At 34.2% G+C, this 23297-nt stretch carries 21 protein-coding genes; 4 read left to right on the forward strand and 17 right to left on the reverse strand.

Going from position 1 to position 23297, the window contains the following annotated elements; translation table 11 throughout:
* Positions 1-55: 55 nt before the first annotated feature.
* Genes F555_RS0106510 through pfkC form a run of 3 tightly spaced genes read left to right on the forward strand, consistent with a single transcriptional unit; the run spans position 56 to position 4417 of the window.
* Positions 56-1624 (forward strand): glycogen synthase, encoded by a 1569-nt coding sequence (locus tag F555_RS0106510; protein WP_018154416.1) that lies wholly within the window; start codon positions 56-58, stop codon positions 1622-1624.
* Positions 1625-1672: 48 nt separating this feature from the next.
* Positions 1673-3001 (forward strand): glucose-6-phosphate isomerase, encoded by a 1329-nt coding sequence (pgi, locus tag F555_RS0106515; RefSeq protein ID WP_018154417.1) that lies wholly within the window; start codon positions 1673-1675, stop codon positions 2999-3001.
* A 12-nt stretch (positions 3002-3013) separates the two neighbouring features.
* Entirely contained in the window at positions 3014-4417 is a 1404-nt protein-coding gene (gene pfkC, locus F555_RS0106520) for an ADP-specific phosphofructokinase (RefSeq protein ID WP_018154418.1), read from the forward strand.
* Here the strand turns inward: pfkC and F555_RS0106525 are convergent.
* From F555_RS0106525 to F555_RS0106565, 8 genes are all read right to left on the reverse strand, one after another.
* Positions 4414-5568, reverse strand: coding sequence for a Coenzyme F420 hydrogenase/dehydrogenase, beta subunit C-terminal domain (locus tag F555_RS0106525; protein ID WP_018154419.1), 1155 nt, complete (start codon positions 5566-5568; stop codon positions 4414-4416). The genes pfkC and F555_RS0106525 overlap by 4 nt on opposite strands.
* A 44-nt stretch (positions 5569-5612) precedes the next feature.
* Positions 5613-7640 (reverse strand): formate dehydrogenase subunit alpha, encoded by a 2028-nt coding sequence (gene fdhF / locus F555_RS0106530; RefSeq protein ID WP_083876336.1) that lies wholly within the window; start codon positions 7638-7640, stop codon positions 5613-5615.
* A gap of 247 nt (positions 7641-7887) precedes the next feature.
* Positions 7888-8340 carry a beta-class carbonic anhydrase gene (locus F555_RS0106540; protein ID WP_018154422.1) on the reverse strand — a complete coding sequence of 151 codons (453 nt, stop codon included), beginning with the start codon at positions 8338-8340 and terminating at the stop codon, positions 7888-7890.
* Positions 8341-8353: 13 nt separating this feature from the next.
* Complete coding sequence (locus F555_RS0106545) at positions 8354-8902, reverse strand: hypothetical protein (RefSeq protein WP_018154423.1); 549 nt, start codon at positions 8900-8902, stop codon at positions 8354-8356.
* Positions 8880-9704 (reverse strand): formate/nitrite transporter family protein, encoded by an 825-nt coding sequence (locus F555_RS0106550; protein WP_018154424.1) that lies wholly within the window; start codon positions 9702-9704, stop codon positions 8880-8882. The genes F555_RS0106545 and F555_RS0106550 overlap by 23 nt, the downstream gene beginning before the upstream one ends.
* A gap of 289 nt (positions 9705-9993) precedes the next feature.
* Positions 9994-10263, reverse strand: coding sequence for a selenium-binding protein (locus F555_RS0106555; protein ID WP_018154425.1), 270 nt, complete (start codon positions 10261-10263; stop codon positions 9994-9996).
* Positions 10264-10471: 208 nt separating this feature from the next.
* On the reverse strand, positions 10472-12391 hold the full coding sequence (locus F555_RS0106560) for a cache domain-containing protein (protein WP_018154426.1): 1920 nt from the start codon (positions 12389-12391) through the stop codon (positions 10472-10474).
* Between the two features lie 4 nt (positions 12392-12395).
* The gene (locus tag F555_RS0106565; protein ID WP_018154427.1) at positions 12396-12767 is read right to left on the reverse strand and encodes a response regulator transcription factor; all 372 of its coding nucleotides are present in this window, start codon (positions 12765-12767) and stop codon (positions 12396-12398) included.
* A 299-nt stretch (positions 12768-13066) separates the two neighbouring features.
* On the opposite strand from F555_RS0106565, the gene F555_RS0106570 reads away from it, so the two are divergent.
* Positions 13067-14563 carry an FIST N-terminal domain-containing protein gene (locus tag F555_RS0106570; protein ID WP_018154428.1) on the forward strand — a complete coding sequence of 499 codons (1497 nt, stop codon included), beginning with the start codon at positions 13067-13069 and terminating at the stop codon, positions 14561-14563.
* A gap of 79 nt (positions 14564-14642) precedes the next feature.
* Here F555_RS0106570 and F555_RS0106575 read toward each other — a convergent pair whose 3' ends face one another.
* The 9 genes from F555_RS0106575 to F555_RS0106615 form a co-directional block, all read right to left on the reverse strand.
* Positions 14643-15392, reverse strand: a complete 750-nt coding sequence (locus tag F555_RS0106575; protein ID WP_026182994.1) for a 4-phosphopantoate--beta-alanine ligase — start codon at positions 15390-15392, stop codon at positions 14643-14645.
* Between the two features lie 90 nt (positions 15393-15482).
* Positions 15483-16625: a class I SAM-dependent rRNA methyltransferase gene (locus F555_RS0106580; protein WP_018154430.1), complete on the reverse strand. Its 1143-nt coding sequence runs from the start codon at positions 16623-16625 to the stop codon at positions 15483-15485.
* Between the two features lie 63 nt (positions 16626-16688).
* Positions 16689-17336 carry a fructose-6-phosphate aldolase gene (gene fsa / locus F555_RS0106585; RefSeq protein ID WP_018154431.1) on the reverse strand — a complete coding sequence of 216 codons (648 nt, stop codon included), beginning with the start codon at positions 17334-17336 and terminating at the stop codon, positions 16689-16691.
* Positions 17337-17542: 206 nt separating this feature from the next.
* The gene (locus tag F555_RS0106590; protein WP_040682821.1) at positions 17543-18142 is read right to left on the reverse strand and encodes a DUF2119 domain-containing protein; all 600 of its coding nucleotides are present in this window, start codon (positions 18140-18142) and stop codon (positions 17543-17545) included.
* A 77-nt stretch (positions 18143-18219) separates the two neighbouring features.
* On the reverse strand, positions 18220-18828 hold the full coding sequence (locus tag F555_RS0106595) for an IMP cyclohydrolase (protein ID WP_018154433.1): 609 nt from the start codon (positions 18826-18828) through the stop codon (positions 18220-18222).
* A 54-nt stretch (positions 18829-18882) separates the two neighbouring features.
* Entirely contained in the window at positions 18883-19053 is a 171-nt protein-coding gene (locus F555_RS0106600) for a DUF362 domain-containing protein (RefSeq protein WP_018154434.1), read from the reverse strand.
* Positions 19054-19060: 7 nt separating this feature from the next.
* A complete protein-coding gene (locus F555_RS0106605) occupies positions 19061-19708 on the reverse strand; it encodes a hypothetical protein (protein WP_018154435.1) in 648 nt (215 codons plus the stop codon).
* Positions 19709-19717: 9 nt separating this feature from the next.
* Positions 19718-20689 carry a flap endonuclease-1 gene (gene fen / locus F555_RS0106610; protein WP_018154436.1) on the reverse strand — a complete coding sequence of 324 codons (972 nt, stop codon included), beginning with the start codon at positions 20687-20689 and terminating at the stop codon, positions 19718-19720.
* Between the two features lie 240 nt (positions 20690-20929).
* Complete coding sequence (locus tag F555_RS0106615; protein WP_018154437.1) at positions 20930-23206, reverse strand: DHH family phosphoesterase; 2277 nt, start codon at positions 23204-23206, stop codon at positions 20930-20932.
* Positions 23207-23297 lie beyond the last annotated feature (91 nt).

Genomic DNA, 23297 nt, shown 5'->3' on the forward strand with positions numbered 1-23297 from the left:
TATAATATTTACATATATTACTAGTATATATATTAAATCTAAGGGGAGTGGTTTTGTGAAAATAGCAATATTAATGCCTACCATAGCACCTTTGACATCAATTGGGGGTTTAGGTGAAGTGTTACAATATTTGCCAAAATTTCTAAAGTCAATTGGGAATGAAGTAGTTAGTATAACTTTTGACCATCAAAATAAGATTTCAAACCTACCAAATGAAAAAGTAACTGAATTAAATATTAAGTATCAAGGGAGCAAGTTTAAATTTGACGTGATAAAGGTAAAACATCCAATTACTGGTTTGGATATAATTGCATTTAGTAACAAAAATTTTAACGAATTAGATACTTGGGATCCTGTAAAATATGATCTATTTGCAGACTTGGTCGTAAGTTATTTGAGTAATTTTGATGATATAGATTGTGTTTCAGGGCATGATTGGCCATGTGGGCTTGCTGTAGCAAAATGCCACGAAAAACTCAATCTACCAACTACTATGACGATACACAACGAAGCTTTCAGGGGGCCGGTCAGGAACTATAAGGGGCATGTAATGACATATTTAGAGCTCGGTATTTACTTTAGTAATGCTTTTAATACTGTGAGTCCAACCCATGCAGAAGAAATAAAATCCATTGAGCTCATAAACAAACAGAGTAGTATAAAACCTTTTCATGGTATTATTAATGGAATAGATTTTGAATCTCATGGTCCTTCTAGTATGATAGAAAGGATGATTAATTTGAGTGATGGAAAGTTGGACCCTAGAAAATACGCATTTATAAGTAACTATAGCTCAGAAGATGCACATGCTATAAAACCCAAAATAAAGTTCGCATGGTTTTATAACTCTGAATGTTTAACAAGATATGTTGAAGATTGGAATAATATGGATAAAACCAAAATTACTGGAACAGATGTAGAAATATATGGAAATCTTGAAGATGGTCTTGATACTCCATTAATCGGATTTGTTGGGAGGGCCACGTATCAAAAAGGATTTGACTTAATATTCCAGGCACTTCCCGAAATACTCGATGAACACGATATAAGATTTGTCATGCTTTCCAAGGGGGAAAAACGGATTGAAGAAGGTATGAAAGACTTAGCCGAAAGCTATCCTGGAAAAGTAATTTCCATGGTGGGTTTCTGTCCCCCCCTTACATCGCTGGTGTATGCCGGAAGCGATTGGACCATAGTTCCGTCCCTTTGGGAGCCCTGTGGCTTAATTCAGATGGAGTCAATGGCCTACTGTACCCCAGTTGTAGCTCGGGAAACTGGTGGTTTAAAAGACACTGTAATATCCTTAAATCCTGATCCACATAACGATCCTAATTTTGACGTAGCTACAGGAGTTCTCTTTAAAGATTATGATAAAAATGGTTTAAAATGGGGTATAGAACATGCCTTAAATTGGACATTTTATAAACTGGGAGAGATTTGTTTATTTATCAACTATAATCATGTAAACTGCCCAAAAAGTCCATATGATACAAACGCTCCACTTTCATTAATGATGAAGAATTGTTATTATCATGCATATAGAAACCTGAGCTGGCAAAACAACGATAGTGCAGACAAGTACAAGGCATTGTTTGGAGGAGCAATATACAAACATTACTTTTAAAAATAAGATAAACTATAATGTTTTAGGTACAGTATTATGGGGGAAACGATGAACAGGGACTACATGTTTAAATACGACAATGTAATGGATGAGGTTATAGGTAAAGACGGAATATCAATAGCAGACATAGGAAAGATCGAAAATAAAATAGAAAGTGCATATAACGGCATATTAGAAAAAGCTGAAGCTGGAGAATTGGGTTTTATAGACATACTCGACTCCGATTTGAGCCAGTATGATAAAGTAAAGGAGCATTCAAAAGATTTTGAGTACATTATAGTTGTAGGAATGGGGGGTTCAGTACTAGGTACCCAAATGGTACACGAGGCAATAAATGGATTGTATTATAATGAATATAGTTCTCCAAAAGTTTATTTCTTAGACAATTCTGATCCCGAGAAAACATATCGAATTCTTAAATTGGTGGATTTGGAGAAAACTTTGGTATTTGCGGTAAGTAAATCTGGAAATACTGTAGAAACGCTGGCTAACTTTTTTATCATAAGGAACTTGATGATGAAAAAAGTGGATGATTATGAAAAAAATATAGTGGCTATAGCCAATGGTGGAACGTTAAAAGAACTTACGGAAAAAGAAAATTACATGTTTTTTGAAATCCCTGAAAACGTTGGTGGAAGATACTCCGTACTTTCTGCGGTAGGTTTAGCTCCATTATCTTGCCTTGGTATAGATATTGAAAAGCTGGTAAAGGGAGCTATAAAAATGAACAACTCCTGCAATAATGAAGATGTGTTTAAAAACCCTGCCCTAATGAATGCAGTAATTCATTATCTAATGTATAATAAGGGAAAAAACATGTCTGTTATCATGCCATACGCTGAAAGATTGCATAAGTTTGGTATGTGGTACAGGCAATTATGGGCTGAAAGTTTGGGAAAGGATGGAAAAGGACAAACCCCTATAGTTTCAATGGGGGCAAAAGATCAACATTCTCAGCTCCAACTCTATATAGACGGTCCAAAGGATAAGATTGTAACATTTATGAGGGTAAATAAATTTAAGTATGACTTAAAAATCAACCACGAGCTCGAAAGTAATCTGAACAATCACAACCTATCAGAAATAATAAATTCAGAACAAAGTGCTACCGAAGCCTCCTTGACATGTCATGGGGTTCCAAATGTTAAGGTAGTTCTTGAGGAATTAAATGAATTATCCTTAGGAAAGCTGTTATATATGTATGAGTTACAAACAGCATTCTCTGGAGAACTCCACGGAGTTAATGCATTTAACCAACCTGCAGTTGAACAGGAAAAAGAGATTGCCCGTGAAATATTAAGAGGGACTCCTTTGGAAGAGTTAATGTGTATAGAAAATTATCAGTATAACGGCAAGTACACCATAAGTTGTGATTAATGGGGGGTTTTTATGTTTAATAATTTTCAAGAACACCTTAATAATTTTTTAGACGTGAGTGTTTTTTTAGCATACAATGTGAATGTAGATGCCATAAAGTATTTTAAAACGCCTGAAGACATAATGGCCATAATTGATCAATTTGATGCCGATGAGATAAAGAAGAGGATTGAAGAGTATCCTAGAACAATAGAAAGTCCCATAGATTTTATTGCAAGGCTTATTCATTCTATGAAGACAGGAAAGCCGTCAGAAGTACCTCTTTTTGATAGCAAAGAGTTAAACGAATGGTTCAATGGACTTAATTACAATGAAGAAAGAATGGGAGGTCAAGTTGGCATAATTTCAAATTTACTTTCAACTCTGAATGTAGGGAAGGTTATAGCATATTCTCCAATCCTATCTAAAAAACAGGCTGAAATGTTCGTTAATAAAGATAATTTGCTTTACCCTTCAGTTGAAAATGGGGAGCTCATTTTAAAAAAACCAATAGAATCATATAGGGAAGACCCCCTTAAGATAAACCGGATTTTTGAATATAAAAAAGGTCTTGAATTTGAGCTGGGTGATGAAAAAATAGTTACCCCCCAGGCAAATAGATTTATAGTAGCTTCAAGGCCTGAAAAACTCAGGATAGAAATAAAAGAAGAGTTAAAAGAAAAATTACCGGAAATTGGAGAAATGGTGGATTGTGCAATACTCTCTGGTTATCAGGCTATTAAAGAGAAATATAACGACGGCAAAACTGCAGACTATTATTTAAATAGGGCCATTGAAGATATCGAGCTCCTAAGAAAAAACAACAAAAATTTGAAGATACATCTTGAGTTTGCATCCATTCAAAACAAAGAGATTAGAAGGAAAATAGTAACTAAATTGCTTCCAAATGTGGATTGTGTTGGAATGGATGAAACAGAGATTGCAAATATTGTCCATGTAATTGGGTACGATGACTTGAGTGAGAGAATACTATCAAAAAGCCATGTTGAAGATATTATTGAGGCCTCAAAGATTCTAATGAATAAGTACAACCTCGAAGCAGTGCAGGTCCATACCATGTACTATATAATGTATCTATGTAGGCGAGAAAGTCCATTAACTGAAGAAGAATTGAAAAGAACTCTTGAGTTTGCCACAGTACTTGCATCAACTAAGGCGGTATTGGGTAATATAAGTGATATTAACGACTTAAAAGCCGGACTTGAAATTCCTCATAATAAGTATGGGGAACTACTGAGCTCCATAGTGGAAAAATTAAGTAAAGAACCAGAAAATCAGGATTATAAAATGGTTTTAGTGCCATCAAGAATTGTTAAAAATCCTAAAAGTACCGTAGGATTGGGAGATACAATATCTGCCGGAGTGTTTATCGGCTGCATATCTCTGCTTAAAAATAAACAAAAAAGAAATAATTAGATTGAAGGATCCAGTATTGGCGGTAGTTTATCATCCAATCCTGGATTGTATCCATCCATATCTTTTATTTTTAACTGTAATCTGTGGAATATGTACGCAAGAGGTATTTCCATTGGACAGAGATCTTCACACTGTCCGCAGTTTATACAACTGAATGCCGTATGGGACATTCTTATACCATGAAACATAAGCGGATTTGGAGGAACCTCTCCTTTATCCATGTATTCACTGTTTAATTCGCATTCCACACAGAAACATATTGGACATGCATCCCTACAACCATAACATTTCATACATCTGCTCCAGTATTTTTCCCATTCCGTAAGGTTGGGGTATTCTTCTTCAAGATGTTTTTTCTGGTATTTTTTACCTAATTTTATCATACTATTTTCGATTTTTTCCCTTATTATTATGCCTTTTTCAGAAGGTGATTTTGTTTTTATGTATCCTTCTTTTTCAGCATTTTTTATTAGTTCTTTACCTTTCTCTGAACAAACTTCTACAAAGGTCCACTTTCCAGCATCTTCACCGATAACTCCCCAGTTACCACAGGCCAAATCGGCTTTTCTTGGAATCTTAACTTCGCATCTTTGGCAGTTTGTTCTTCTTCCATAACCTTCTTCTTCTAAATAGTCTATTTTAATCCCTTTGTGGGTCCCGTCTTTTAATTCAATTATAAATTTTCCTTTGTCAATCTCTTCTTTTACAACATCTTTAGGGTCAACTTCGTAGTAGGCTTTTATCATTTCCATGGCAGTCTTTGGAGGAATTGTCCCACCGCAGTTTAACCCTATCATATAGATGTTATCCAAATTGACTTGATTTCTTTTTGCAAGTTCGACTATTGCCCTCATATCGCAGGGTTTTACAGGAACTGCAATTTTTAAATCTTTTAAGTAGTTCTTTATTATTTTTCCCCACAGTACTGGAGCACAGTGAAGGGAACCTGCAGTTTCAAGTAGTTCCTCAGAGGATGTTATCAATGTTGGAATACCGTCGTAAACATCTTCTCCTTTTTTTAGGGCCAAAACTCCATCAACTAACTTTTTGTCAAGGAGATACTTGAATAATGCAGTAACCGCACCGCCGCACTCTCCTCTATTAAGTATTTCTTCATCAGCGGCTTGTACATAGTAGTACGTTTCATTCATATTATCCCTCAATTACCAGAATATATAATAGGAGGTATTGGTATTTATTCGGCTTTTTCTATTTTAACTGCACAAACTTTGAGCTCCGGGATTTTACAGTTTGGATCAAGAGCAGGATTTGTCAATGTGTTTGCAGTAGTTTCTGCAAAGTGGAATGGCATGAATACTACACCTTTTTTAATGTTTTCAGTAACATTTGCTTTTACAGTTACTTCTCCTCTTCTTGAAACTACTTTTACAAGATCTTTGTTTTTAATTCCCAATTTTCTGGCATCTTCAGGATGAATTTCAATAAATCCCTCGTTTATTTCGTCGGCCATGTGCTTACTTCTCCTAGTCATACTTCCTGTGTGGTAGTGGAATATTATCCTTCCTGTTGTAAGTATGTATGGATATTCATCGTCAGGGAGCTCTGCAGGATCCCCATATTCAACAGGGAATATATTTCCTAATCCATCACTTGTTAAGAATTTTTCAGTATGTAAAATTGGGGTTCCGGGATCATCTTCAGTTTTACATGGCCAGTGTAATCCATCAACGCCTAATCTTTTGTAGCTAATTCCTGCATACTGCGGAGTGACTCTTCTTATTTCTTCGAAAATTTCTTCCGGAGAGTTGAAGTCGAACAGTTCGCCATACCCCATTTTTTCAGCAAGTCTCTTTATTATCTTCCAGTCTTCAAGTGCTTCTCCAGGAGGATCTATCGCTTTTCTTACTCTTTGAACCCTTCTTTCAGAGTTTGTAAATGTTCCATCTTTCTCTGCCCAACACGCCGCTGGAAGAACTACATCGGCTAATTGAGCAGTTTCAGTTAGGAATATATCCTGAACAACCATAAAATCTAAAGATTCCAAAGCGTGTTTCACGTGGTTAACATCTGGATCAGAAACCATTGGGTTTTCACCCATAATGTATATGCATTTTATTTCTTTTCCTGCTTTTTCAAGGATTTCAGGAATTGATAAACCAGGTTCATGGTTTAATTCAACACCCCATTCCTTTTCAAATTTTTCATAAGCCTCTTCTATTTTTTGATACCCTGGGAATACATTAGGTAGAGCTCCCATATCGCAGGCTCCTTGAACGTTATTTTGACCTCTTAATGGATTGACTCCAGTTCCTCTTTTACCTATGTTCCCAGTTATCATTGCTAAATTACAGCATGATTTTACGTTGTCCACCCCATGTATAAATTGAGTTACACCCATACAGTAAAGTATTGAAGCTTTGTCTGCACTCCCATACATCTTTGCTGCTTCTACAATTAATTCAGGCGATACGCCACAAATCTTTGAGACATATTCTGGAGTATATTTTTCCACAGTCTTTTTTAATTCATCAAAACCTTTTGTTCTATTTCTTATAAATTCTTCATCAATCAAACCTTCATTTATGATAACGTTCATTAGACCGTTTAAAAATGCAGTATTTGAACCTGGAGTTATTTGGAGATATAAGTCGGCCTGTTTTGCAGTTGGAGTTTCCCTAGGATCAATAACAATAACCTTGGTACCTTTCTCTTTTGCCTTAATTACTCTCCTTGCAATAAGTGGATGTTGTTCAAATGTATTTGAACCTATTATCAATATACAATCTGCATCTTCAATGTCTCCAATTGAATTTGTCATAGCACCGGACCCAAAAGCTTCCCCAAGACCTTTAACAGTTGCAGAGTGTCAAAGCCTTGCACAGTGATCTATGTTATTAGTTTTCATTACCGCCCTTGCAAACTTTTGAAGGGCATAATTATCTTCGGTTGTACATCTTGCAGATGAAAAAAATCCGATTTCATCTGGGCTATAACCTTTCAATTTATCTGCAATTAAAGTCAAAGCTTCGTCCCATGTAGCTTCAACAAACTCACCATTCTTCTTGATTAATGGTTTTGTTAATCTGTCTTCCCGGTGGACAAACTCGTAACAATAATTTCCTTTAATGCAAGTTTTTCCTTCGTTTACAGGATGTCTTTTGAAGGGCTCTGTTCCAACAATTTTTCCATCCTTTACAACTAGATCCACACCGCAGCCAGTACCGCAGTAAGGACAAATTGTGTGGACAAATTCCAGCTTCATTTATAATCACCTATATTAATCATAAGTAACGTAGGGAAGTTTTGGGTCTTTCTTCGCTACCTGTTCCTTAAAAGGTTCACAAATAGCGGGTGCTATTTTTGTACATTTATATGTGTCATGATTGTTAATTGATACAAATAATAAAATAATAAATACTAAAGATAAAAAATGGTATTTTATGCATTTATGGTGACTCTACGGGCATGTAGTTTTTAAGTGTGTCAGCAAAAGCATCATCCACAAGGGATTAACACAATTTTTCAAGATCTCCAGTTTCAATATCTATTAGATATCCTTCAACAGTAACATCCTTTGGAATTGCAGGGTGATTTTTTATTAAATTAACTCCTTCAATTACGTTATCTTCTATGGACTCCATTTTACCTAACCAGCATTCAAAGTTAGGAGTGAAATGAGGATTTCCGCCTCTTTCGATTATCTTCTTTTTAATCAATTCAGCATCTGCTGAAGCCATACCACAATCTGTGTGTCCCACAACCATAATTTTTTCAACATCAAGAAGATATATCGACACTACAAGGGATCTTATTACATCATCGGTTACGATATTTCCGGCATTTTTAATAACCTTGGCATCATTTCTCTTTATTCCAAGTTTCTCAGAGAGAAAGTTTACCAGACGAGAATCCATACAAGTAACTATTGCAAGTTTCTTCTTAGGTTTTGCATCGGAGCTCAAGGTCTAACCTCCATCAATCCAACTTTTTAACACCAATACCATAGATTTTTGGTTTCCAGAGTCGTGGAATCCCCATAAATCCAAAAAACTTATAGTGCTTAGTTACAACACCATAAAGTTCTATTTTATCTCCCTTTTTTACACCGTCAGGTAATGGCGTAAATAGCATGGAATATATTTCTCCAGTTTCATCTTTAATTTTAATTGTGGGTTTGGGCGAGATCCCATAGGTTATTTTTTCTATAATTCCTGCTATTTTAACCTGGCTGTTTAGCATATCTTTAGTGACATCTTCAATTTTATTGATAGTTAAGCTGGCCCCATATAGTGCACTGAGTTTTTGGGAAAGTTCACTGTTCATTTCTGAAATTTTTAGTGGAATTATAGTTAAACCTACTATAAAGGGTAAAGAACAAATAAATACCCAAATATTTTTTGAGTAGATTGTGGCCCAAATTGTTATTAAAGACCAGACTATTAAAGATAGAGTTGCAGACGGAGTGGTTTTAGCATGCTTTATTATCTCTTTCATACTTGTATTAGATTTTTTTACCATATGCATATTGATACACCATAGCTACGAATAATGTTGCTCCAATTATGTTTCCTATTGTGGCAGGGATTATATTCCATATCCACCATTGTGCGACTGTAACATTTGCTCCAAGTAACATTCCGGCAGGGATAAAGTACATGTTGGCCACACAGTGCTCAAATCCTGATGCAACGAATGTCATTATTGGGAACCATATCATGAAAAATTTCCCCAGGACACTCGTAGATGCCATTGAACCCATTATAGCTAGATTAACTAACCAATTACATCCAATACCTTTCAGAAGGCAGGACAGCCATCCAAAGGCTCCACCAGCCACGTATGGAAGAATTTTGGCTTCAGCTATTTTGATTGCGGTTTGACCAAATGCGTTAACTGCAAATTCTCCTGTTCCGGTGTTGAATGTTCTAAGCGGACCGTATATCATTATTGCCACATATATTAAGGAACCTATAAGGTTTCCGATATATACCCAAATCCAGACTTTCAGAAGCTGTGAGAGTGATGCCTTTTTCTGAAACATTGCTATAGGTAAAAGCATCATGTCTCCGGTAACAAGTTCCATACCTGTTAGTATGATTAAAATAAGCCCAACAGGAAACACTGAAGCTCCTATGAGTTTTGCAAATCCTGGACCTAGATATTGAGCTATACCTGTACTACAGATGGTGCAAAGTCCAGCACCCATGGCAATATAGGCCCCTCCCATAATTCCCCTTAATAGGAGTTGATTTACCCCTAAATTTGCTTTATATTGTCCTACATTTCCTGCTAATTCTACTACTTTATCTGGGGGATTTAAGTCCATAATCATACCTCCTATATAATGGTAGTTGTGGTCTTGTGGGGTACTAACCACACATATAAGATTATATCAATATATAATTTTCGATTAAAATCATATCAAAAACTATAAATAATATTTTATTTCCAATTTGGAAGCAATTTAAGGAACTTAACTAAATTTAAAAAAAGAAATTCTTTTTAGTTACTAAATAATACATATTTTTGTGAATATTTCCAGATAGATCCTAAAAAACAAAAATATAAATATAAAATGTAATAAAATAAGACTTTCGCTATTTTATAGAAGTATTTTAATCTATCGCCCACTGGCCTTCAACAAACTTAACTGCTGTACCATATCCTATTAACTTAACTGAATTGCCATCATTTGCAGCTTCTACATTAAATCCAACTATTCCGTTGGCCCCTATAGATCGTGCTTTTTCTTTTATTTTGCTTATTACCTCTTCCATATTTAGATCATCAACTGTTACTGATATTATATCCAATATATAGACATCTATTCCTGGAATTTCACAGGTTGTTGCAATTATAAATTTTTTTTCCATAACTTTATTCATTGAGACACCCCAATTGTGAATATAGTGCCCCACAAAACCACAATAAGATCTATTTTTTTTCCAATTATATATACCTTATTGTTTAAAAAATATGGGAAGGTATTAGATTGTTTAAATTTTAGAATAATTCAAAATCTCCATGAAAGGAGAATTTCAGTTACCCATTATAAAAGTTATTAATAAAAAATAGAATAAATAGAATATATTGTTATACCTCGTCTTGATTTAAAGGTAACAATATGTGGAATGTACTTCCTTTTCCATGTTTACTTTCGACCCAAATTGATCCACCATGGGCTTCAACGATACTCTTACATACTGCCAAGCCTAATCCGGAACCGCCCTTTTTCCGTTTTGCTGATGAATCAACTTGATAAAACCTGTCAAATATTCTGCACAAATCCTTTTCAGGAATTCCTGGTCCGTTATCGGTAACAGTTATGTGAGCGTACTCATTCTCTTTAAAAGCATTAACTCCAATATTCCCGTTTATGGGTGTGAATTTTATAGCATTTTCCACTAAATTGGTTAACACTTGAGCTATTCTATCTTTATCCCCTTTAATGGCAATATCTTCAACATCGTGGTTCATGTTGATATTTTTTTCATCGGCCAGTGGTTTTAGGGAACTTAAAATTTTTTCTACAAAATGCTTTATACCAATTTCTTCCATATTCATTTCAAGTTCTCCACGCTCAATCTTGGATAAGTCGAGCATACTTTCTATGAGTCTTTTTAATCTTTTAATATTGTCTTCTGCAATTTCAAGACATTTCCTCTGTGATTCAGTTATAGGCCCTATAGTTCCATCTAAAACGAGCTCCACATAACCTTTAATTGAGGTTAATGGTGTTCTTAATTCATGAGAGACTATTACTATAATGTCTGATTTCATTTTATCGAGTTCTTTTAACTCGTTATATGACTTTTCCAGTTCCTCAGCATGTTTTTTAAGTTTTTCATGTGATATCCGTATTTCCTCTGCCATTTTATTAAATGCTTTGGCAAGTTCTCCAAATTCATCGGCGGTTTTAACCTCCACCCTGGAGTTGTAATTCCCACTACTTACTAGTTCAGCTCCTTTTTTCAACTCTTCAAGAGGTCTGGTGATTTTTCTATTCAATACAAGGGAAACCCCTAAAGCAGCTGACAAACCAATAATTCCAACTATTATAGACTGATTTCTAATATTGTTCTCAAGGGTTATGAATGGCTTTTCAGGCGTACCTACGAAGAGCATTCCTATGATGTCCCCTTCACTATTTCTAATGGGCTTATATGCTGTTAAATACCAATCTGTAACAACAAATGCTCTTCCATAGTATGTTTCTCCATTATTTATCACTTCATGATATACTTCTTTAGAAACCAATGTCCCAATGGCCCGGCTATCTTCTTTTTGAACATTTGTGGATATTCTAAGTCCCTCTAAAAATATTGTGGCGGTATCTCCAGTAATTTCTTTTACTTTATCCACAACAGTGTAATCCCCATTTAAAACATCTGCAGCCACTATCGCCCCAACAATATTTCCATCATGGTCCTTAATTGGTTTAATTGATACTAACGCCATCCCCTTGTTTTCAATGGATTTATCGACATCAGCTGAGTTATACGTCTTTGAAATATTTATTTCTACATCATTTTCCAAATTTTCCATTTTAAGGGTTTCTTCATCCAACATTTCAATGGAATTTATTTCAGTCCCATTTAATACTTTTTTAATTAAATTTGGTAGTTCATAATCCCCAATAACTTCGTTATTGGACCTTGCAATTACTCGCCCCCGATTATCAAAAATTGTTACAAAATCAGCACCTGCTGACTCTTTTGTTAGTTTGGCCATTTCTTTAAGTTTCTTACTATCCCCATTTTTAAGGGCGGACACAGTTTCTTCAGCATTTGCCGTATGTACAACTGCCACATGTAATTTTTCTATTTTGTTGTTTACAATATTTTCTGCAATTTTTAGATCATTGGTAATTTTTTGCTGGGCCTGTATTTCCATTGTGTCTGTTATGGTAGTTGTTGATACCATTCCCAGCGTCAAAATTGGAATTACTGCAATAATTATTGAAAAAATAGTAAGTTTTGTTCCAAGTTTTTTGATAGTTGGGATAGTATTCATAGAATCACACCGTATTGTTTGATAAAACTTCTTTTAGTCTTTCCAATAGCTCTTCTTTCTCAAATGGTTTTATAATATACCCATCAACATTTTTTTTGATACCTATTTCTATATGTTCTATTTGAGCATTTGCGGTTAATATTATTACAGGAGTTTTTTTCCAATCATCCTTGGATCTTAAGGTATCTAGCACTTCCCAACCACTCATCCCAGGCATCATTATATCCAGTAGCACCAAATCAGGTCTTTCTTCCATGAGCTCTATGGCTTCATATCCATTGTTGGCCGTTAGTACCTCATACCCATTTACTTCTAGAATTATTTTTACTAAATTCAAAATATCTTCTTCATCTTCAACTATCAAAATTTTAGACATACTATCCCCATATAACCTATTATATAACCCTGTATATCCATAGTATACTTAAATATTCATAAATATTCACAGTTCACTGTGGCATATAAACAATACTTGCATAGTATTATGGGTATGGATTATGTATCTAATCTATATTACATCTTGTGGTGTTGTGGGTCACTAATCACAAACTATTGTACTAAGTTTTCTAATTTTTGTATTTAAAGTTTGCCAATACGGATATAGTATATATAGAATAAAGTATTAATAATCCAGAATTATAAATATAAAAGCTGAAAGTAATGATTGGTGTTAGCGTGAAGTTCATAGAGTTTGGGCATGGAACGTCAAATGATGATAACCCACTAAAAGCAGGGGCTCATGCCACATCGGATGCATTAAAGTATTTAGATGAATATGCGGAAAAATCAAAAGTTGCATTTTTATTCTCTTCACCAGATTATGATCCGGAGGAAATTTTAAATGGGGTAAAATTAATTTTGGGTAATAAAACCCCAATAGTTGGCGGTACTTCTAAATTTGGGATAACAAACAACGATATGGTTGAAGATGGAGTTTCAGTTGGGATTTTAGCCTCAAAATATTTCAATGTAGGCTTGGGTGTTGGTTTAGGAGTTTCCATAAATCCGAGAGAATCTGGAAGAAGGGCGGCACATGATGCAATAGAAAATCTAGGAATGATGCCCAAATTAATGATGGTTTTCATGGATTATTGTAAGTTTGAGGAAGATGTTTTAAAGGGAATTGTTGACATCATAGGGATTACAACCCCAATTTTTGGAGGAACCACTTCGGATGATTTTGAATTTAAAAAAACTTATCAATACTGTAATGATGTTTATTTTGATAGTGTAGTTTGTGCCGCATTTGGAGGAGATATTTTACCAAAGATATCCTTTGGAAGTTATTCAAATATATCATCGTATGTCACAAAAGAGTCGCAAATATCCTCAAAATCAAAAATTTTGACACAGGGTTATGAACATAAGGAAAATTTAAAAATGGATTTAGGTGGAAAAGAGGATAAAACCATAGTAACGGAAACCAACAAGAGATATGTCTATACATTGAATAATATCGATGCAATAGAGTATTATAATGACATCTCAAACTTTAGAGGTTCCAATGAGGACCTTCGAAAAAATAGAAGTTTTTATCTCTCCCATCCATTTGGTGTAATCAATTCAGATGGTGAAATCTACCTAAAAGGTCCTATCTCCATAAAGAATGATATGCTGGTGTTTGGCTCGAATATTATGAAGGACAATGAGTTAAAACTTGTCGATATTGACAACAAAACCATTGAAAGTTTATTCAAAAAGCCCATTGATTTGATACTAAATACTCCCCCCAAATATTCTCCATTCGTGACCTTCTGCTGTATTTCTGCATTTTTACCTGAAGTATCTAAAGATGCTGTAGAAAACAGTTTAAAGGAATGTCCTTTAAATCCGATGTTTGGTTTTACATCCTATGGGGAAATAATATTCAAAGAGTATATGAACTACACTGTTTCAATGTGTTCCATAATTCCTGATTTAATTTCAATCAGTGCAAAAGAAGGAATTCACATGATTACAAAACACCCTGCAACAAAAGAAACAATCCTAAAAATTAATGATATGGGTGGTTCGGCAAAAATCGATGAGCTCGCAAAAGAACTTGGGATCCATAGGAGAACCGCATACGATAGGGTAGAGCCGCTTCTTCAATATGGTTTTGTTGAAAAAAATCATGCAATGGTAAAAATAACAGAGTTTGGGAAATTACTATTAAAATTTGGATTTAAATAAAAAATAAATTAAATAAAAACTTTTTTAAATCTGCTAAATTATTAGTCTGGTCGTTTTATCCATTTTTCTATTATCCTTTTTATTGTTCAAGTCTTTTTGAAATATGTGCCAATACTTTCTTTAAGTTATTATTGTTGTCGTAGCTATTTATTATGTTCATTAATTCATCTGTATTTTTATTTTTGAAATCTTTGACGTATTTTGTGATAAGAGGTATACACCTAGTTAGTTCATCTACAATGGTTACCGTTGAGGTCTTTGCAGTTCTGGAGAGTGGATTTAAGTCTATTGCAATGACTTTTTTCCCCATGTTAACAAGAGCTCCTGCACGGTCCCCATCTTCCAAAGGTACAAGAACCACATCTGCAGTGTATATTCCTTCTTCTGAAACCTTTCCCCTTAAACTATCTAAATTAGGTATCTGTTTATTTGCATCATCTACACCAAGTAGTTTTATTCTACCTTCTTGGATATCATTTTCAAATAGTTCTTTTATTTTTTCTTCCCTCTCCTTTGTTCTATAAAATAAATTGACTTCTATTTTTCCGTTTAGTGCCTCTGCAAGTTCTACAAGTTCGTCCTTTGCAAGTGCAACACAGTTTCCATTAATTGATATAACTGGATTTTTTGCCAACACCAACATCGCAGCTGCAGTTTTTATAGACTCCAATGCCATTTCTGTGGTTTTTTCACCTATCAAGTAATCGAATGTTTCGCCTCTTCCATGGGCAATCATTCCACTTTTTGCCAATACTCCGCTTTCAAAAGCTTCCACAATTTTCTCTCGATTTAACAATGATTTATATCTTGGATGTGTTTTAGGAACAATACTTTCGGTTTTCTCATTATCACTTGAAAAACTACAAAATTTATTATTTTTTTTAACTATCATTTTTCCACCATCCACGTGTTTTGAATTTTAACATACACTAAAGAACAAACATTTTAAGTATTCCAGATCTTTATTTACCATCGTAATTATGTGGTCAGGGGCTTGAGTTCTGTAGGGTCCAATCTGCCTAATTTCTTTTTTTGCCCTAAATGCAGAGGAAACTACTGTGTTTTTGAATTTTTCCCTATCAACATGGAAGGAGCAAGAACATGTTACAAGCATTCTCTTTGCAAGTTTTAGCCCCAAGTAGTTTAATGTATTGTATGCACTCAACGCATTTTTAATATCCTTTGAAGTCTTAGTAAATGCAGGAGGGTCGAGTATTACAACATCAAATTGTTCACCTTTCTTTATCATGCCCTTCATAACATCAAAGGCGTTTCCAACTATGAACTCATAGTCCTTTAAATTATTTAGTTCCATGTTCTCTTTGGCAACCTCAATGGCTTTATCCGATAGATCAACCCCGACGACTTTGGCACCTTTTATGCCACAATGGACTGAAAAACCTCCAGTATAGCAACATATATCGAGTACTCTATCGCCTTCTTTTATGTAATTTTCTAAATCTATTCTATTTTCCCTCTGGTCCAGGAAGAACCCTGTTTTATGGCCTTTTAGATTTACTTTGAATTTGGCTTTTCCTTCTTCTATGGTCGTTTCCATTTTGTTTTTATTTCCATATATTCTGCTTTTTATTTTGTCTCCCTTTTTACCTCTTTGAACATAAAGTGTTTCAATATCTGTTATTTCACTCAGACATTCAAATATTAGGTCCAAATAACGTTCCATAACCTTTGATGAAACTTGCATTGAAGCTATTTCATTGTATTTGTCTAAAATAATTGTAGGTAGATAATCGGCTTCAGCATATATCATCCTATAGGTATCTTTGTAATTTAATATATTGGTCCTGTAATCATTGGCTTTTTTTATCCTATCGTAAAAAAACTTTTTATCCATCTCTTCGTTTTTTAGCGTCAATATTTTGATTATGGGGGACTTTGGAATGTATATCGCCTTAGCTACAAATTTATTTTTGTAATTTAGTGATATAATATCTTCCTTTTCAGGTAGGTCCTCTTTATTCAGGATTCCATTTCTGTAAATTACTCTTGAAAAATTGGTAATAGAGCCATACGCTCTTTTGTCTATCTCAATATGGTTCATTAAATCACCTAAAATAACAAATCTAATGAAATGAAAAATATAAAAAAATATTATAAAAAAGAATTATTTGTTAATGTGTGATTCCCAGTCCTTCAAGAATTTTTCAATACCAATGTCTGTTAGTGGGTGTTTGAACATCTTATCTAAAACATCAAATGGTATTGTTGCAATGTCTGCACCTATTTTTGCAGATTCTAAAGCATGTATTGGATGTCTTACTGAAGCTACGATTACTTCTGTTTTTATGTCGTAGTTTCTGAATATTTTAACAACGTCCTCAATTAACTTCATTCCATCATGTCCGATATCGTCTAATCTACCGACAAATGGTGAAACGTATGTTGCTCCAGCTTTTGCAGCCATTAAAGCTTGATTTGCAGAGAATACCAATGTAACATTTGTTTTTATTCCTTCTTTTGATAAAACATTTACGGCTTTTAATCCTTCCTTGGTCATTGGAACTTTTATTACAACATTGTCTGCAATCTTTGCAAGTTCTCTAGCTTCTTTTATCATTCCTTCAGCTTCCAACGAAATTACCTCTGCACTAACTGGGCCATCTACGATGGAACATATTTCTTTAATAACTTCGTGGAAGTCTCTTCCTTCTTTTGCTATTAAACTAGGGTTTGTTGTAACTCCATCTACAATTCCTAATTCAGCAAATTCTTTGATCTTTTCTACATTTGCAGTGTCTAAGAAAAATTTCATTATTTCACCTTTTTAGTTTTTTAAACAAGTTTTTAAGTTGTAGTTTTTCGGTATATATGTTATAAACAATTCTGATTTTCACGTCTCTTTAGGACCGATGTTTCAAATTACCTTTCATAATATTTTTTAGTTATATTTAGTAGTTTCTCATGAATATTGACTTTTATTAAATATATATTATGTTATACCATAGTTCTAACCATAGTTTAAAACAATATCAAGTTATATTTTTTAGAGAGATATCTTGCTATTCTCACCTGTTCAGGATACTTTTCTTCAAGTCTTTCTATCATTTCTCTTCTACTCTCACTATCGAGCCCCATTTTTAAGATTTCTAAAACTCGACCTTTGCTCTGATCTACCTTCCATTTTGGGATTTCAATAGTCATACAAAAGTCATCCTGAGTAAATTTGTTCCTTAACACAGGTGATATTGATGCTATAAGAACTCTGTCTCCAATATCTATAAAAGGTGGAATTCCTATTTTATCGGCCCTATTGGGATCAGTTAGTTTAGAATATGATTTATCACTATAGGAATGGAGCTCAAAATAAAAATTAGGTTTATATTTGTCAATGATATCTATTAAATATTTGCCTTCTCCTGTTTTGTAGTATTCTTTATGCAGCGTACTTACGTATTTGCTATTTTCAGTTAGTTTTGGTATAATAATAACTTTTCCTTTGTAATTCTTTTCCTTTGTTAGATCTTCAAGTATCAGCTCAGTGTAGTTCCCTTCATCCCCGTGTAAACCTCCAATGAAAAGTTTAGTCGGGTGTTTATAGGGAATTTTATGGTTATTCATCTTTCCACTTGTAATAAATATAAAAATATTAATAAAATCCCAAGGGAATTTGTATTTCTTATCCTGGGGAATAGTCATTATAACGTTGCTATATTTATTTTATCCCCTTCAATAACTGCAGTTGCACAAGTAACCGGATGTTCAAATTCTTTGTAGTCCATTACATACTTACAGATTTCTTCTGGAGATTCTCCTTCAACTGGTATGTATTGATCTTCTGAAATGGTGCAGGCTTCATATGTACTTAAATAGTAGCCTTTTCCATTTTCTAATTCAACTTTTTTGATTCTTATATCCTTATCTGCAACATAACCCATGTAGCACTCGTTTTCGTTTAAAACCACCGCTATTCTTGGGGTGTTGTAGTCGTCCTTTTCGTAGTCCATTGTAACCAATGAGTAGGCCAATGAGTCTCTTATTGGAAGTCCTAACTTTATTTTATCAGCAATAACATCGGTATGGGAGCCGTTAGTTGCTATTATATTGTTGTTTACTATTTTTACACAGTTGTAGGTAATATATGGGTTTGAAAATATTTCATTTAGGTCCTTAGGTATAATTGAAACAGTACTTTCGTTTAGAGTTTTTGCCTCTCTGTTTGGGAAACTCCTACTTGAAACTCTGTATGATACAAACGGCTTTCCTTCGCTTGTCTTTCCTACAACTAAAAATCTTCCAATATACACGTCAGGTCACCTCTAATTATTATCGATATTATATTATTTAACTCGATATATTGGCTATTTATTATATATTATTGCATTTAATGGGCAGTAGCTTATACAGGTTTTACATTCTGTACATTTTTCCCCATCAATTGTTGCCACTCCATATGTGCTAATGGCATCAAAAGGGCAGAATGGGACGCATCCACCACATCCAACACAATTATCTAATATTACCATCGTCATGGTTTCACTATTTTAATTTTGTTTCGTATTTTTTCAATTCTTCAATACCCATTCTGTTTTCTGTTTTATCAATTGGAAGAATATATATAAATTTGGGATTTGAAGGCTCTCCTTTAAGTCCTATAACAACAATATCGCATACTGGTCTTTCATCATACAATTTTATGATTTCATTTACTGGATAGGATTTTTTATAGATCGGATAAGCGATTTTATCGCCATGGTATAAAATACCATCTTTTAATTCAAATCCATGCTCCTTAAGATAGTTAATGAATTGAGAAAGGTCTTGATCTTTTTCGATATACTTTTGGGCAGGGTCATTCTGTTTATCTAAAGTTATGGTACCACTTTCTTTTTTGTTTTTATTTTCATTATTACTATTTTCATCATTAATTTCAATAGTTTTTGCAAAGTTTATTTTTACCTCCCCATTGTCGGATTCGTTTTTTATTTTTATCTTCTTTTTCTTGATATTCTTTATGAACTCATTAATGGACCTTCTAAATTTCATATAGCCTATATAAAGGAAAATTAGAAATAATCCCGCCAATACAATGGGTCCAAGTAGCATTAAGCCAACTATAAAAACTCCCAAGATTAGTAGCAATAAAAGTATCAGTGAAAGTCCATTTAATCTATAAACTTTTAACATAGTATCACTTTAAAACCAAGCTTCCAAACTGGTTTGAGTATTTTTCTCTTCTATAATTTTACACAATTTATCCACGTATGGCACTATCCTATCGTATGAGAAATCATTTTTGTTAACTAAAAAATCAATTAATTCTTCTTTTTTAGGAGTTTTAAGCTTTATATTGTATTCATCCGTAACAGCTGGATTCTTAAATATGTTGTATATCTCTTCATAGTTTTCTATTTTATCTATGTAGTTTTGAACTTTATTGTTTTTTACAATTTCAAGGGCCTTTTTTGGTCCAATACCTTTAATTCCCCCGGGATTATAGTCAGTACCAATTAGTATTGCAATATTAATAATCTGATCTAAATCTAGGTCCAATTCTTTTAAAACATCTTTTAGTTCAATTAATTCAATAGCTTTGTTGGAAGTCATGTTTCTAACGATTCTTTCAGCACCGTACAGTATTGCATCGTAATCTTGGCTGACAACTACAAATGCATCTCCTTTTTTAACCATGTGGGCACACTGAGCTTCCCCTTCAGACGGTGCATTTATATAAGGAATTCCCATCAAATCAAGTAATTTTTTTGAGTTTTCTACGATGGTGCTATCTAAGAAATTGGCTCTTTTTGCATATTTTTGCATTTCTTCAATATCGTCCTTCTTTTTCGCTTCTAAGTAACTATCTAAAGCATCCTGTCTAATTTTTCTACGTTCTTCTCTGGTTTTCTCTTTAAGTACTGGAGCTACTCCGTCAAATACCCATACAGGAGTTATGTTATTTTCCAGCATGTGTATTGTTTTATAGAATACCCCGTTGTATGTGGAAGTTATCTCACCCTTTGAGTTTGTCAACGGGCTCCCATCCCTTAATCTTATACTTGACAGGAATTGATAGAGTACATTCATTGAATCTATTGCCACAGTTTTATTTTTTAAAAATTTTAAGGTAATTTCCTTTCTTGGGATTATGTCGTTGAATTGAACTCCCATTGTTCCACCAAAAAAGTTAGATTTAACTAAGGAGAATGTATCACATATTGGCTATCGAGACAAATTCCGAAGGATTTGCTGTCGAAGTAAATCCGAAGGACCTACTAACTCACGAAAATCTTTGATTTAGTTGAATAATCATAGATTATTCAACTTCCTCGCAACTGTGTTGCGGTGGATCGTTGAGACTCACAAATTCGAAGATTTTTGTCGAGAAACTGAAAAAGGTTTTATTTTGAATTATTTCATGGACTTTATAATTTCCAAGAACCTATCCAATACCTTTCCCCTAAGCCCTTCAACAAATTTCAGGCTTCCTGCACATTCGTGTCCCCCACCATCTAAGGAAGCTTCAGGAATTTCCTCTATGAGCTGCGTTACAATATGGTTTAAGTTAAAGTTGAATTTCTCGCTAACGGCATCGGTAGCTCTGACCACACCGAAATCAGGTCCATAAGCTATTGTAATTATAGGTTTTTCCTCACCATACTTCTGAACTATTGAATCATGGGCAAAACCGCAGGTTTTACCTGGTGCAGGGAATGTGAATTTATGGGCATATTTTTCAACATCCAGTATGTTTAGGATTATTCCATTTTCGAGCTCTTCAGTTTTTATTGCTGGAATAACAGCCTTCATCTGTCTATCAACCATCTTCATGGCTTGTTCATACAGTATATCTACCAACTTTCTATGTCTTTTAAATGATTCTTCATCTTTTCCTAATATATCATCCACAATACCCTTTCCATTCATAAATCTTAGGTAGAATGCTTCAAAGTCCATACAAAGTGCTATTTTTTCTAAATCTTCTCTTGTGTATTCTTTTCCAATATCGTATTTTTTACTGCACTTTGTTAACTTATCCAATGCTATTTTAATATAACTTTCAACTTCATCTCCTTTTGCATGGTCACCAACTACGGCAATACCAGGTAAATGCTTTATTTCTTCGGTGACATCTTTGTTTATCATTCTAGCTACTTCAGTTGCTAGAACCCCTGCGGTCAAGTTGCTATCTCCACCTACAAGGTATGGGTTCACGTGGGCATCTATATAATCGTCTATTTCAACCCTACCATCTATTACCTCACCAGGATAGTGATGGTCAACTACAACAACTTCTATATCGTATGCCTTAACTTTTGATATTGCAGGAATATCTTCATCAGTACTTCCGTTATCCACCAGTACAATTAAAGGCATCTTTTGACCAAATCTAAGGTAATCTTCTATCGAAAATACCAAATCCTTAGTGGCATCTTCCAGTTCATAGAATGGAGCTTTTGAAGGACTTCTTCTGAAGTAATGCCATTGAGCATCTGTATCTATTGAGAACTCCTCAAGTATCGGTAATATGGCCCTTTCTAATGCCAACCCTCCACAGTAGCCATCGGTGTCAGCATGATGTCTTATTATTATAGGTCTTCCATCCAATACTGCTCTTCTTATTCTTTTTGCAACATCTGCCATTTTTGGCCTTAATTTTTCTAGAACCTCACTTTCAACAAGGAATTCAATGTCCCTTGCAGGTTCTGCTTTTCTATCTATTTCCTGTTCGATTTTATTTTTTACACGTTCTGCTTCTTCTCCTTCAAGTTTTGCCATTTTAATTCTTTCAATTTGGAGTTTTCCATCCCTTACTGAAACAGAACCTACAACATCTACAATATCTCCTACTTTAATTTCAGGGTGAGCTCTTAAACCAGCCATTTCAAATGCAGCTACCCAGGTTACATCGGTTCCATCAGTTACTGTAAATACTGTAGGACCTGGAGTCTGGACAACTTGAACTATCTCACCTTGGATATGGACAACTTTATCCTTCATTTCAAGTATTCCTTTATCTATTATTTCTCTTAGGGTGGTTAATTGAACTTCTTTCTCAAGTTTTTCAATTTGATAGTCTGTAATTGGCAGGTATCTAAAATCAACTTCTCTTTTTCCAAGTTTAAGTTCAGAAACTTGGACTATTACCTCGTCCCCTAATTTGAAATCGTTTAGCCTTTTTCCAACCATTTCTCTTGCCCTTAACAACCCCCTTGTCTGGTTGTTTAATGATATGAATATCCCGTACTTTTCAATCCTTGAAACTTTACCTTTGTAGAATTTACCTTCCTCTAAATCTCCCATCCCACATAATTCGTCTATAACATATACTGTTTTTAAATTACTTCTACGTGATTCTTCTTCCTTTTTACATTTTTCACAGAGTTTTTTGTCTTTATCTTGTGGATACCTTCCAATTTCTTTTCCACAATTATCACATTTGACTACTTTACCGCTTCCACCGCAGTAGTCACAATCTCCATATATTGGCACTTTTCCAGAACCATTACAGTTACTACAAGGCACTTCTGCAATATCCAAATCATATTTTGTGTTTTTAGAAGCCCTTTTAAAATGTTCTTTAGTGTTAAATTCCTCTAAAAATCCGGTCCCATCACATTCCGGACATGTTTTATAATTAATAATTTTTTTTCCAGATCCACCACATATTTTGCAGTTATCTATCATCGTTACACCCGTAATAATTATTTCATATTGTTTTAATGATAAGTTGTGAAAATTGAGTTATCCACATCAATATTGTTAAATATTGTAGAAT

Source organism: Methanothermococcus thermolithotrophicus DSM 2095 (assembly GCF_000376965.1).
Lineage (GTDB): Archaea > AGJL01 > Methanococci > Methanococcales > Methanococcaceae > Methanothermococcus > Methanothermococcus thermolithotrophicus.

Excerpts from the sequence above, each read along its gene's own strand:
- pgi (WP_018154417.1), top strand. The coding sequence starts at position 1,673 with ATGAACAGGGACTACATGTTTAAATACGACAATGTAATGGATGAGGTT.
- pfkC (WP_018154418.1), top strand. The coding sequence starts at position 3,014 with ATGTTTAATAATTTTCAAGAACACCTTAATAATTTTTTAGACGTGAGT.
- F555_RS0106525 (WP_018154419.1), bottom strand. The coding sequence starts at position 5,568 with ATGAATGAAACGTACTACTATGTACAAGCCGCTGATGAAGAAATACTT.
- F555_RS0106545 (WP_018154423.1), bottom strand. The coding sequence starts at position 8,902 with ATGCATATGGTAAAAAAATCTAATACAAGTATGAAAGAGATAATAAAG.
- F555_RS0106550 (WP_018154424.1), bottom strand. The coding sequence starts at position 9,704 with ATGGACTTAAATCCCCCAGATAAAGTAGTAGAATTAGCAGGAAATGTA.
- F555_RS0106555 (WP_018154425.1), bottom strand. The coding sequence starts at position 10,263 with ATGAATAAAGTTATGGAAAAAAAATTTATAATTGCAACAACCTGTGAA.
- F555_RS0106560 (WP_018154426.1), bottom strand. The coding sequence starts at position 12,391 with ATGAATACTATCCCAACTATCAAAAAACTTGGAACAAAACTTACTATT.
- F555_RS0106565 (WP_018154427.1), bottom strand. The coding sequence starts at position 12,767 with ATGTCTAAAATTTTGATAGTTGAAGATGAAGAAGATATTTTGAATTTA.
- F555_RS0106580 (WP_018154430.1), bottom strand. The coding sequence starts at position 16,625 with ATGAACCATATTGAGATAGACAAAAGAGCGTATGGCTCTATTACCAAT.
- fsa (WP_018154431.1), bottom strand. The coding sequence starts at position 17,336 with ATGAAATTTTTCTTAGACACTGCAAATGTAGAAAAGATCAAAGAATTT.
- F555_RS0106590 (WP_040682821.1), bottom strand. The coding sequence starts at position 18,142 with ATGAATAACCATAAAATTCCCTATAAACACCCGACTAAACTTTTCATT.
- F555_RS0106600 (WP_018154434.1), bottom strand. The coding sequence starts at position 19,053 with ATGACGATGGTAATATTAGATAATTGTGTTGGATGTGGTGGATGCGTC.
- F555_RS0106605 (WP_018154435.1), bottom strand. The coding sequence starts at position 19,708 with ATGTTAAAAGTTTATAGATTAAATGGACTTTCACTGATACTTTTATTG.
- fen (WP_018154436.1), bottom strand. The coding sequence starts at position 20,689 with ATGGGAGTTCAATTCAACGACATAATCCCAAGAAAGGAAATTACCTTA.
- F555_RS0106615 (WP_018154437.1), bottom strand. The coding sequence starts at position 23,206 with ATGATAGATAACTGCAAAATATGTGGTGGATCTGGAAAAAAAATTATT.